The sequence below is a fragment of the Neobacillus drentensis genome, from assembly GCF_036965645.1.
Taxonomy (GTDB): domain Bacteria; phylum Bacillota; class Bacilli; order Bacillales; family Cytobacillaceae; genus Neobacillus; species Neobacillus drentensis_D.
This window is the reverse complement of sequence record NZ_JBALPZ010000054.1, coordinates 1-10,949: the sequence shown is the minus strand read 5'-3', so window position 1 is coordinate 10,949 and position 10,949 is coordinate 1. Positions and strand designations below refer to the sequence as shown.

13 protein-coding genes, 1 pseudogene and 1 riboswitch are annotated in these 10,949 nt (G+C 39.6%); of the genes and pseudogenes, 7 read left to right on the top strand and 7 right to left on the bottom strand.

What is annotated here, in order from left to right; genetic code table 11:
- Nucleotides 1-154: 154 nt before the first annotated feature.
- A riboswitch (TPP riboswitch) is annotated at nt 155-269 on the top strand.
- A gap of 131 nt (nt 270-400) precedes the next feature.
- The 3 genes from thiC to V7266_RS11220 all read left to right on the top strand — a co-directional run bounded on the left by thiC (nt 401) and on the right by V7266_RS11220 (nt 3,461).
- Complete coding sequence (gene thiC, locus V7266_RS11230) at nt 401-2,185, top strand: phosphomethylpyrimidine synthase ThiC (RefSeq protein WP_335467975.1); 1,785 nt, start codon at nt 401-403, stop codon at nt 2,183-2,185.
- A 219-nt stretch (nt 2,186-2,404) separates the two neighbouring features.
- Nucleotides 2,405-2,557 (top strand): lmo0937 family membrane protein, encoded by a 153-nt coding sequence (locus V7266_RS11225; protein ID WP_335467974.1) that lies wholly within the window; start codon nt 2,405-2,407, stop codon nt 2,555-2,557.
- A gap of 109 nt (nt 2,558-2,666) precedes the next feature.
- Nucleotides 2,667-3,461: a polysaccharide deacetylase family protein gene (locus tag V7266_RS11220; RefSeq protein ID WP_420491380.1), complete on the top strand. Its 795-nt coding sequence runs from the start codon at nt 2,667-2,669 to the stop codon at nt 3,459-3,461.
- A gap of 64 nt (nt 3,462-3,525) precedes the next feature.
- On the opposite strand, the gene V7266_RS11215 is transcribed toward V7266_RS11220, so the two are convergent.
- The gene (locus tag V7266_RS11215) at nt 3,526-5,103 is read right to left on the bottom strand and encodes a phytoene desaturase family protein (RefSeq protein WP_335467973.1); all 1,578 of its coding nucleotides are present in this window, start codon (nt 5,101-5,103) and stop codon (nt 3,526-3,528) included.
- Between the two features lie 209 nt (nt 5,104-5,312).
- Nucleotides 5,313-5,588 carry a hypothetical protein gene (locus tag V7266_RS11210; protein WP_335467972.1) on the bottom strand — a complete coding sequence of 92 codons (276 nt, stop codon included), beginning with the start codon at nt 5,586-5,588 and terminating at the stop codon, nt 5,313-5,315.
- A 340-nt stretch (nt 5,589-5,928) separates the two neighbouring features.
- On the opposite strand from V7266_RS11210, the pseudogene V7266_RS30745 reads away from it, so the two are divergent.
- Both V7266_RS30745 and V7266_RS11200 read left to right on the top strand, forming a co-directional pair.
- A pseudogene (locus tag V7266_RS30745) lies at nt 5,929-6,414 on the top strand (DUF3231 family protein); the annotation flags it as partial.
- Nucleotides 6,318-6,809 carry a DUF3231 family protein gene (locus V7266_RS11200; protein ID WP_335467988.1) on the top strand — a complete coding sequence of 164 codons (492 nt, stop codon included), beginning with the start codon at nt 6,318-6,320 and terminating at the stop codon, nt 6,807-6,809. The pseudogene V7266_RS30745 and the gene V7266_RS11200, both read left to right, overlap by 97 nt.
- A 119-nt stretch (nt 6,810-6,928) precedes the next feature.
- Here the strand turns inward: V7266_RS11200 and V7266_RS11195 are convergent, their stop codons facing one another.
- The 5 genes from V7266_RS11195 to V7266_RS11175 all read right to left on the bottom strand — a co-directional run bounded on the left by V7266_RS11195 (nt 6,929) and on the right by V7266_RS11175 (nt 10,056).
- Nucleotides 6,929-7,318 carry a VOC family protein gene (locus V7266_RS11195; RefSeq protein WP_335467971.1) on the bottom strand — a complete coding sequence of 130 codons (390 nt, stop codon included), beginning with the start codon at nt 7,316-7,318 and terminating at the stop codon, nt 6,929-6,931.
- Nucleotides 7,319-7,337: 19 nt separating this feature from the next.
- On the bottom strand, nt 7,338-7,931 hold the full coding sequence (locus V7266_RS11190) for a hypothetical protein (RefSeq protein WP_335467970.1): 594 nt from the start codon (nt 7,929-7,931) through the stop codon (nt 7,338-7,340).
- 258 nt (nt 7,932-8,189) lie between these two features.
- On the bottom strand, nt 8,190-8,801 hold the full coding sequence (locus V7266_RS11185; RefSeq protein WP_335467969.1) for an NUDIX hydrolase: 612 nt from the start codon (nt 8,799-8,801) through the stop codon (nt 8,190-8,192).
- A gap of 21 nt (nt 8,802-8,822) precedes the next feature.
- Nucleotides 8,823-9,590, bottom strand: coding sequence for a TSUP family transporter (locus tag V7266_RS11180; RefSeq protein WP_335467968.1), 768 nt, complete (start codon nt 9,588-9,590; stop codon nt 8,823-8,825).
- A gap of 148 nt (nt 9,591-9,738) precedes the next feature.
- A complete protein-coding gene (locus tag V7266_RS11175) occupies nt 9,739-10,056 on the bottom strand; it encodes an antibiotic biosynthesis monooxygenase family protein (protein WP_335467967.1) in 318 nt (105 codons plus the stop codon).
- Nucleotides 10,057-10,248: 192 nt separating this feature from the next.
- Here V7266_RS11175 and V7266_RS11170 point away from each other — a divergent pair, with 192 nt between their 5' ends.
- On the top strand, nt 10,249-10,470 hold the full coding sequence (locus V7266_RS11170; RefSeq protein WP_335467966.1) for a hypothetical protein: 222 nt from the start codon (nt 10,249-10,251) through the stop codon (nt 10,468-10,470).
- A 68-nt stretch (nt 10,471-10,538) separates the two neighbouring features.
- Complete coding sequence (locus tag V7266_RS11165; protein WP_335467965.1) at nt 10,539-10,697, top strand: hypothetical protein; 159 nt, start codon at nt 10,539-10,541, stop codon at nt 10,695-10,697.
- The last annotated feature ends 252 nt before the right edge of the window (nt 10,698-10,949 follow it).

The following is a 10,949-nucleotide window of genomic DNA, read 5'->3' as shown; positions in this document are numbered from 1 at the left end:
TTTCTTTACCTTTTATTTTCTGTTTGAAGTTTGACGATTATACACTCCTTCAAATTTAGTCAAAAAGACCCAAGTCTTATTCCTCATATTGTAATTTTTTTAAAAATTACCTATCTTTTCTATTTCTATTTTTGTATACTTGAGCAAGTTAAATAAACATAACTAGGGGAGTCCAATAGTTTGGGCTGAGAGAGGAACACGTTTAAGTTTCTTGACCCTTCGGACCTGATCTGGATCATACCAGCGTGGGGAAGTTGACAAACATCTTTATTGAGATTAACTTCTACATACATTTGCCGGGTCCATCCTTTTATGGACCCGGCTTTTTGATGTGCTTCTTTTTTCCCATTCATGTTCTAGAACTCGTCCTTTTATTAAATAAAAAGGGAGAGATTTATCAATGGTATCCACCTCATTAAATGAAAAAAACATTTCCATCATGTCCAACTTTTCAGGCAGTAAAAAAATTTATGTAGAGGGTTCTAGACCCGATATTATGGTGCCTATGCGGGAAATTGAGTTAAGTCCGACAACAAGTACCTTTGGAGAGGAAACAAATCCTCCAGTACGGGTGTACGATACCAGCGGTCCTTATACAGATACAAATTATTCAGTAGATATCACCAAGGGGCTTCCCTCTCTTCGGAGTACTTGGATCCGAGAACGTTCAGACGTTGAAGAATATGAAGGCCGTGAAATTAAACCGGAGGATAATGGATATCAAGCATTGGATGATCCTCGGGCCAATCATAAAGTTTTTCCTGGTTTAAAACGTAAACCATTACGAGCAAAAACAAGGAAAAATGTGACCCAGCTCCATTATGCAAAAAAAGGAGTCATTACACCTGAAATGGAATTTATCGCCATCAGGGAAAATATGAAGCCTGAATTTGTTCGTGATGAAGTTGCTAGAGGACGGGCAATTATCCCTTCTAATATTAATCATCCAGAGACAGAACCAATGATTATTGGACGGAACTTTCATGTCAAAATTAATGCCAACATCGGAAATTCGGCGGTTTCCTCTTCGATTGAAGAAGAAGTAGAAAAAATGACGTGGGCTACTCGCTGGGGTGCCGACACCATCATGGATCTTTCTACAGGGAAAAATATCCACACAACCCGTGAGTGGATTATTCGAAACTCAGCCGTTCCTGTTGGTACCGTTCCGATTTATCAAGCACTTGAAAAAGTGAACGGTATTGCCGAAGACCTGACCTGGGAGGTTTACCGGGATACCTTAATTGAGCAGGCTGAACAAGGGGTCGATTACTTTACCATCCATGCCGGTGTCCTCTTACGATATGTTCCGTTAACAGCGAAACGGTTAACCGGAATTGTCTCACGGGGCGGTTCGATTATGGCCCAATGGTGTTTACACCATCATAAAGAAAACTTTTTATATACACATTTTGAAGAAATTTGTGAAATTATGAAGTCCTACGATGTGGCCTTTTCATTAGGTGATGGCTTACGGCCAGGCTCGATTGCTGACGCAAATGATGAAGCACAATTTGCGGAATTAGAAACTTTAGGAGAATTAACGCAAATCGCCTGGGAACATGATGTTCAGGTGATGGTCGAAGGCCCAGGACATGTCCCGATGCACCTCATTAAAGAGAACATGGATAAACAACTAGAAATTTGTAAGGAAGCGCCCTTCTATACACTGGGACCTCTTACAACGGATATTGCTCCCGGATATGATCATATAACCTCCGCGATTGGAGCCGCCATGATTGGCTGGTTTGGAACCGCGATGCTATGTTATGTAACGCCAAAAGAACATTTGGGACTACCTAATAGAGATGACGTCCGTGAAGGAGTGATAACCTACAAAATTGCTGCACATGCGGCCGATTTAGCCAAGGGCCATCCTGGTGCCCAAATAAGAGATAATGCTTTATCGAAGGCCCGGTTTGAATTCCGTTGGAGAGATCAATTTCATTTAGCGCTAGATCCTGAGCGTGCCCTCGAGTATCATGATGAAACCCTGCCGGCAGAAGGAGCCAAAACAGCCCATTTCTGTTCCATGTGCGGACCAAAATTTTGCAGCATGAGAATCTCTCACGATATTCGGAACTATGCAAAAGAAAACAAACTCGACCCAAACGAAGCCATTGCCAAAGGAATGCGGGAAAAAGCCGAAGAATTCAAAGAAACAGGCGGTAACCTTTACCAATAGAAGTCAGGAAACAAGGGAGCATGGGGACGGTTCTCATGCTCCCATAAAGCCATGGTCTTCATGACTTTTAATCTGTATTAGATATCATTGATTGATGGACGCTCTCACCAATCCCTCCGCCTCCAAAGTAAAAAAACCCTCTTTTGTTAAGCTTTTAATTTTATGAATCGTGGGTATGATACATAACAAACAACTTTTTTAACGAAAGAGGGGATTTTAATGATTTGGACAATTGTTGGTTTATTACTATTATTTTGGGTCCTTGGGCTTATATTCCATATTGCTGGAGGACTTATTCACCTTCTACTAGTAGTAGCTGCAGTGGTGATCATATTTAAATTTATTTCAGGCAGGACAAAGAATAGAGCCTGAATATAACACGGGAAAACACAGGGACGGTTCTTGTGCTTCATTTGAAGCATAAGAACCGTCCCCATGCTTCCATTCTTCTGAGTTCACTATTAAGGGAAAGTGATTGCGTTTGAATAAGTTCATCTTTGTTTGTGTTTTTTTATTTTTATCGACTAGTTTCGGTCAAAAAAATATTTCTGCTGCAATTAAAAGCCGGGAGGAATATGAAAAAACGGGGCATGTCTTTTGGGAAGTTAAGACAAAAGAAAAACTAGTAGCGATTACTTTTGATGACGGTCCACACCCGATATTCACACCACAAATTCTTGATTTATTAGCTAAATATAATGCGAGAGCTACTTTTTTTGTAGCAGGTAATAAAGTAGTTCGATTTCCTGATGTATTGAAAAGAGAAGTTGAAGAAGGACATGAGATTGCCAATCATACTTTTAGCCATATTTATGGTTATCATATTACATCGTCCAAGCTTTTATCAGAATTAAAAGAAACTGATCAAGTTATTCAAAAATACACAGGTATAAAACCTTCTCTCTATCGGCCAGTAGGAGGATTTTATAATGATGACATTATTAATACCGCGTTAAAAAACAAAAAAGAGGTTGTCTTATGGTCGTGGGATCAGGATTCTCGTGATTGGACCAATCCTCCAGCGGGCCAAATGTGCAGCTATATTATCAAAGGTGTAAAACCCGGTAATATCATTCTTTTTCATGATTGGCATGGAAGTGAATTTTCGAAAGCTTGTTCAACTGTGACAGCATTAGAAACCATTTTAAATTATCTAAACAAGAATGGGTATAAATGCGTGACAGTATCCGAATTACTTTCTCACTCAACACAAATGATACCGGATTCATATGGAATCTATCCGGCTCCTTCAAGAAAAACTTCACAAAGTAAGTAGCCATATAAAAGATCCTATTTCCTTCATAAGAAATAGGATCTTTTGCTTTTGAACGATAAAAAAGTTAATTGGCCAACAGCTTCTGCGCTACAATATAACCTGAGCCGCCATTGACTCCATGGCCAGGCCATGTAGCAGCACCAAGCATATATACATTTGGAATCGCGGTTTGATGCCCTGGCTGGCCTGGAAGTGGTCTAAATAAATAACTTTGCGCCAAATCGTGAGCACCGCCGTATGGATCCCCAGGTCCTGAGTTCGGGTTAAACCTGGCAATCGTGTCTGGAGTAACAACATATTTTCCGATGACCGCACTTGGGATGTTGGGAATATGTTTACTTACCACCTGCAGCACTCGTTCTGTAAACCGCTCTGTTAAATCATGAGTCCACGTTCCGTCCCCCACCTCAATTTGGCTGGCTGCATCCCCGCGTGGACGGATTGGCACTTCCAACACCTGTACTCTCATGATTGCCTTGCCCTCAGGGGCACGTGTTGGATCTAAGTTCGTTGAGCAATCTACCGTGAAAGTTGGTTTAGCAGGAAGAAGGTCCGCCGTGCTTTGGGCGATTGCCAAAGTAAATCCATCTAATCCATCTGTCAGATGGGGCTGACCAACACGATTAAACCTTTCATCTGGCCACTTGGGTGGTTCACTTAGGGCTAAATGAATCTGCACACACCCTCGGCCATATCGGAACTTTTCTGCTTGAGAACGTAGTGAGCCTGAAATCTCTGTATCCTTTAATAGGGTGAGATAGAGCTGATCAGGTGTGGTGGTAGCCACCACTGCTTGTTTGGCAAAGAATTTTCTTCCTTTAGCCGTCCGAACACCCACAGCTTTACCTTTCTCCACTATGATGCGTTCGACAAGTGTGTTGGTTTGAATCTCTCCGCCTTGATCTTTAATTAATTGAACCAAAGCATTAACTAGTTTCTCACTCCCCCCTTCAGGTGTTGGCATTCCGCCGCCCATGAGTGCCATTGTTGTGAGGGGGACCCAAATACCGCTCCCCACTTCATCCGGAGTACGCCCTAAATGTGTGACCCAAGATGCGAGCATCGCCCGTGTGACTGGCGACTTAAGTGTACTAACTGTATTACGTGCCGTTGTCATCAGGGATGCCGCAAAAGAAGAATAACCAGCTCCCCCCTCTTCATGGAGCAAGCGCTTGATAATAGGCGCAGCTTCCGGTCCGGAAAGATCCATGTTAAACAAACCAAATACATCGTTGACATATGGATTTAATTGTTCAAACATGCCGGCTAAAGCCGCCCCGTCACCAGGAGCAAGCCGTTCAGCTTCCTCCATAAGTGCATCAAATGCAGTCGGAAGAACAGCAGTCTGTCCATCTTCCATGGAAACTCCGGTAGGAAGGTCCGTATTTAAATAACGTAACCCTCTCTTTTCTAAATCCTCTCTTAATTCAGCGTAAGCAGGTCCTGTGGTGAAGAGTGGATGTGCCGCTGCATAGACATCATGTTTGAATCCAGGAAGCGTCAATTCCTCTGTCCGAAGAAAGCCGCCAGGGCGGTCATTTTTCTCTAAAATTAGTACACTGCGTCCTGCGCGGGTCAAATAGGCTGCTGCAATTAGCGCATTATGGCCACTTCCAATAATAATGACATCAACATGTTCCATCCAATCTCTCCTTTTATCATATAGCTATATCTACGTAAAAAGATATTCTGGAGACTGGATACTAAGTACTAAATCTAGCAGAATTTTTTTGATAAATCTGACACAATCAGAGAATTCAAACTAAATAAAAAAGGAACGTCTTTATTAAAACGTTCCTTTTTGCACTCAAGCCATAATAGCCTTATTTATTGAATCTGACATTTACGATTTTAAACTCTAACTTCTTCCCAATAATATTGGATTGCCTCTTTCCTTACTACCTCCGGACATTCCACTTCATCATTCCAATGGTCGTAATTGTTTTCCCCATTTACATGTTGGATATCAACACTGTAATATTTATCTTCGTATTTAAAAATAACCACTACCATCTCGGAAAATCCAGCATCATCATATCCAAGTTCCTGAACAAATTCTAACCCGTAACTTTGATGATTTTTTCGTTCGGCAACTGATTCTAGTATTATATTTTTAGGAAACTTCATTTTTCTTGCTCCTTCTCCTCACTATTTATTCGCTTTTTACTCCATAATAAAAACACAATTTACGGGTTATTTCAAGTCTAAAAATTGGTTTTTTTTCCATTCACTCATTTTACATAGTGGTTTCATTCCAAGTAGATAATAAAACCAGTCATCATACTAATTCTACAGGGTATATTAGCTTCAGCAGAACTTTAATGGAGGGGTCTTAGTGAAAATAGATGAAAATCATAAGGTTGAATTGACTACTGGAGAAATCACCAATCTTTGGACCCAATATATGAATGATACGATGGCCATTTGTGTTCTTTAACATTCGATTGAAAACACACAAGATCAAGCTTTGAGGGATATACTAGTTTTCGCGCTTAGTCTGGCAGAAGGTCATATTAAAAAAATAAACCATTTTTTTAAAGAGGAGAACTTTCCGATTCCAATAGGGTTTACAAAAGAGGATGTTAATCTTAATGCACCAGCGTTATTTACTGATACTTTTCTATTAGCCTACATGCTGATTATGACCATTCATGGATTAACTGGCTATGCTGGAGCAGTCAGTATTTCCGTACGTGCGGACCAAAGAGATTTTTTTATTGAATGTAATAAAGAGTCAATGGAGCTTCATGATAGAATCGTACAATTAATGTTAGAAAAAGGAATTTATAGCAAACCGCCTCGGATCAATACACCTAAACAAATTGACTTTGTAAACCACCAAAACTATCTGACTGGCTGGTTCGGAAAAAAAAGACCGTTAAATGCGTTAGAAATAAGCGGTTTAAGCTACAATATGCAAAAAACAGTAGCAAAAGTTGTCTTAGAAATTGCGTTTGGGCAAGTCTGTCAATCCAAGGAGCTTCAGAAATATTTTCAGAGGGGAAAGCCATCTGTAAAAAACAATTCGATACTCTTAGTTCAATCCTTTCAAAAGAAGATCTCTCTTCTCCTGCTTCCTGGGTATCCGAAGTCACAGATTCAACAATTCCGCCATTTTCCGATAAATTGATGTTAAGTCATATTGTAATATTAGTTTCTGCAGGAGTTGGTTATTTGGGAGCTGCCTTATCTGATTCCCAAAGGAGAGATTTAACTTTAAAATATACGATACTAATGGCAGACATGGAAAGATATGCAGAGGATGGAGCACAACTATTGATTGAATATGGATGGATGGAACAACCACCACTTGCTAAAGACAGAAATCATTTAGCCAATATTAAATGATAGAAGAATTTAAACCTATTCTCCTTTTGGAAAATAGGATTGTTTTTTGAAATTTGAAATACAAGCCTGCCTTACCTTCCATTAGGAAGTGTCTCTAACGGCAGGCTTTATCTGGTTCATTATAGATCTTTTTGATCCACATTTAATTCAATCAAATTACCATCTGGGTCAGCACAGAAAATTTGTGCAAATCCACTTGCTCCATTTGGTTTTTCAAGGATTTCCGCATTATTCTGTTTTAACCAGTTTAGAGTTTCATAGTAGTTCTCAACTCTAAGAGCAAAGTGACCTTCTCTGCTGGATAAGCTTTTATCCTTGCGTATCGTTTGTGAAGATAGATCGACAATCAAGTGAAGCTGCTGCCCTTCAATTTCATACCAAGCACCTGGAAAATCAAAATCAGGACGAGGTATTTCTTTTAAACATAACGTGTTCTCATAGAAATCTTTTGCTCGTTCCAAATCCGTTACGGAGAGGCTTACATGATGGAGGCATTTATATTTAATCATATTTTACACTTCTTTCATTTTAATGTGATTCATCTTTCTCAAGCAATAATTTTCTCACCATGACTTTATTTAAATGTTTCATTCCAAACCTACTTAAATTCATCCACATCCAGCTGTAAAAAAGACCAAAAAGCAGGACACCAATCACCACGGTGCCACTTACACTACTTGAAACCGAAGGGCCTAACACGGGAAATTGAAATACATAAAGTAAAATAAGAATTCCTGTAGTTAGAGCGGTTCCACCTATTAAGGAAACTGTAGTTCCCGTATGATAGAGTTTAAACCCAATTCCAAGAGCTGTGCCAAGCAGGCCGGTGGTAAAAAGGAAGACTAAGACTTCACTAGGCTGGAGGATCACCAATAACAAAGTAGTGACGGCATACGTTAACAGGCCGATTCGGACGGAGATGACCGTCGCAAGGACGATGGGTCCAGTTGCCATCATGCTAAATGCATAACCAATCCCGCCAATCAATCCCGCTGATTGAAGAATAGCAGCTATTGCCCCCAGCAGACTGCCAACGACAAGCCTTAGATTCTTGGGATATTGAATGGCTGTAATCTCATGCTTCTTTTTAAGTTCTCTCACAGTCCACTTCATCAATCTCATAAGCATCCCTCTCAACCTTTAATGGCGATCCGCTTCTGCTTATTGAAAAGATGTTATCCTTATATAGAAGGGAAATCGCATCCATCTCTAACATGTATTCTTAGATCAGCAATTGATGCATGGTTTTTAAATGAATAGGAAGCCTGTTAAGAATACGGTTAAATACTATAAGGCTGAGTGTATGTACCGCCCAACGATTGTAACGATAGGGGATGCTATCCATAAAAAGAAGGAGTTTATCTACTTAACGACCTCTTTTTATTTCATTTTCTCTTTGATCTTTTTTATAATGGTTTCATAATATCCAGCAGGGTGCGGAACAAATTGGCCGCGACCAACTAATTTATTAATCACCTGTTTACTCCCATCAGCTTTTATTTCATAACCTGCCACTCGAATTGCATCTTTCATTCCATTCCACAGTTCGCAAAAGTCGTAAAAATGAACTTTTACAATTCCTGCTACTTCTTCTTTTTGCAGTATGAATTGATCTATCTCTACAGGACATTTATATAAAAAGACATGGGCGATTTCATTATCAATATACTTCCCTTGGATCGAGCAATAATCAATGATTCCTAGTGGCTTTAGATCTTCAAAAGTAAGATCCACACCCAATTCCTCTTTCACTTCGCGCACCCCATCTTCTACCGTTTCAACTGCTAATAGATGACCCGCAGCGGTGATATCGAAAAGTGAAGGATTTTCTTTTTTCTGTTCACTGCGAAGCTGTAAAATGAGATTATCCCCGTTAACAAACCAACAATGGAAAACTTCATGCCAATATCCTTTTCTATGTACCTCTTCACGAGTAGCCACACCAATTTCATTTTTCGCTTGATCGAAAATTTTTAATTGTTCGGTATCCACTTGGGTTCCTCCTCTCTCATGTTAATGGAGATAATCATACGTATTTTTTGCCAGCAGCAAAAAGGTCACGACGATAAACAAGGCCCGGACATACCCACTGCCACGTGCAATCGCAAATTTCGATCCGCAAATAGCTCCAACGATTTGAGCAATTCCCATTGAAATTCCATAAACATAATTGACATGGCCTAAAAACATGAACATCATCAGTGCCGCAATATTACTGCCAAAATTTAAAAACTTTGCATTCCCCGCTGCCTTTAAAAAATCAAAACCGACCATTAAAAAGGAAAAGATTAGGAATGATCCGGTTCCCGGACCGATAAATCCATCATAAAAACCGATGGCAAAAATGAGGATCATAAAGATGACTAAGTGACGCATGGATAGTTTTTTGTTGGTTGCTACGCTTCCCCAATCCTTTTTGAAAATGGTATAAATCGCTACCACTGCAAGCATGACCAGCATCAAAGGTTTTAGCACTGCTGGGTTCATCAAATCGACTGTCCAGGCCCCAATCATTGAGCCGATAAATGTTAACGGAAATAATTTATAAACGGATTTGATATCGAGTTTTCCTGAACGATAGAACATAATGGTGCTGGTTAATGAGCCGATGGTTCCGGCTAATTTATTGGTGGCAACAGCCGCCGCTGGTGATAGGCCTGTAAATAACAAGACCGGCAAAGCAATCAGCCCGCCGCCTCCGACAACCGAATCAATAAAAGCTGCTAAAAAACCAAATACAATTAAAATAACTAATAACGATGGATCTAAATCAAATGGCATCTATCTAACCTTCTCTCTTATAACTATTGAAATAGTAGCTAAAGTTTTAACTATTGTAAATAGTCATTGTAAGTTTTAAAAAAGTTTCCCTCAAAACTTGAAAAAGGTATCAAGGATTCCCTTTTACCTTTTTCATTCATATATTCGATTATTTTTCAAAAGAATAAGCTTTTTCCACCTTACAAACTCTTACGATATAATTTTTATACCACTTCTCTTTTCCCTTTGCCTGAGCAATGGTATGGGCTGCATGGTTTTTCCATTTCTCAATGGCTTCTAATGAATCCCAATAGGAAACCGTAATTCCTAATTGTGTGTCCCTCGCGCTTTCGATTCCCAAAAACCCGGGCTGTGTCGAGGCCAATTTCTCCATTGTTTCTGCCATGTTTCCATAGCCCTGGTCCCCTTCTGTACGCTGTGAAGTAAAAATTACAGCATAATACGGTGGCTGTAGTGTCTTGCTCATTAGGAATTCCCCCTTTTTTTGTCACCATAAACCATTTTATTAAAAAATTCAAAGTAAAATTTCCTTGATGAGACTCCTTCAAGAGATCTTTTTATGATTTTTTTACTAACATGGTCTCTAATTTAACCATCCTCATATATTTAGATAAGGATTTATTTCTAACACATTTTATATGAAATTAGGTGAGACCATATGTTTGCTGTTCATTTTTATGAAAACAAAAACCTTTTGTTAAGCCAGCTCCTTCAACGGGTCCCATCCGAAGGCGAAGAATTAAAGATAAAAGGACGTAAAGGAACGATTTCAAGCGTTACCAATGTGGAAGATAATAAGTTTCATGTCCAAGTGGTCTTAGAGAAAGTATCGAAAGGCAAAACAGCTCTTGTTGACCAATCCAAAAAGAGAAAACGGTAAACTCTTGCAGGTGTCAGTCCGATATCTCTTTTTATGAAAGAATGTCATATACAAAGGACTGATTCCCAATGAGTGATGACCAAACTCCATTCAATCATGATTCGATGGACGACCGAATAGAGGAAATTATCAAGAAGGAAAAAATAAAGCTGGATGCTCTTGAAAAGAAATTAAATGATCTCATGTATAAATTGGAAAGATACGCAAAAAGGGATGAAAAACAGTGATAAAAACCATCAATTTTTTTAATTGATGGTTTTTTCGTCTTAAAAGTGGGTTTTAGGTTGACCTATATTCGTGAACAGGCCTAGTTCGAACTTGATCTTTCTTCGTACAGACTTGCGGCTTTTTGGATCTGCTCTGTCCGAACTTTACCTTTCTTTGGACAGACTAGCAGCTTTTTCGCTCTGCCCTGTCCGAACTTGACCTTTCTTCGGACAGACTTGCGGCTTTTTCGCTCTGCCTTGTCCGAAGCTTGA

What these genes read in the sequence shown, in the direction of transcription:
- thiC (WP_335467975.1), top strand. Translation starts at nt 401, where the DNA reads ATGGTATCCACCTCATTAAATGAAAAAAACATTTCCATCATGTCCAAC.
- V7266_RS11225 (WP_335467974.1), top strand. Translation starts at nt 2,405, where the DNA reads ATGATTTGGACAATTGTTGGTTTATTACTATTATTTTGGGTCCTTGGG.
- V7266_RS11215 (WP_335467973.1), bottom strand. Translation starts at nt 5,103, where the DNA reads ATGGAACATGTTGATGTCATTATTATTGGAAGTGGCCATAATGCGCTA.
- V7266_RS11210 (WP_335467972.1), bottom strand. Translation starts at nt 5,588, where the DNA reads ATGAAGTTTCCTAAAAATATAATACTAGAATCAGTTGCCGAACGAAAA.
- V7266_RS11195 (WP_335467971.1), bottom strand. Translation starts at nt 7,318, where the DNA reads ATGATTAAATATAAATGCCTCCATCATGTAAGCCTCTCCGTAACGGAT.
- V7266_RS11190 (WP_335467970.1), bottom strand. Translation starts at nt 7,931, where the DNA reads ATGAGATTGATGAAGTGGACTGTGAGAGAACTTAAAAAGAAGCATGAG.
- V7266_RS11180 (WP_335467968.1), bottom strand. Translation starts at nt 9,590, where the DNA reads ATGCCATTTGATTTAGATCCATCGTTATTAGTTATTTTAATTGTATTT.
- V7266_RS11175 (WP_335467967.1), bottom strand. Translation starts at nt 10,056, where the DNA reads ATGAGCAAGACACTACAGCCACCGTATTATGCTGTAATTTTTACTTCA.
- V7266_RS11170 (WP_335467966.1), top strand. Translation starts at nt 10,249, where the DNA reads ATGTTTGCTGTTCATTTTTATGAAAACAAAAACCTTTTGTTAAGCCAG.
- V7266_RS11165 (WP_335467965.1), top strand. Translation starts at nt 10,539, where the DNA reads ATGAGTGATGACCAAACTCCATTCAATCATGATTCGATGGACGACCGA.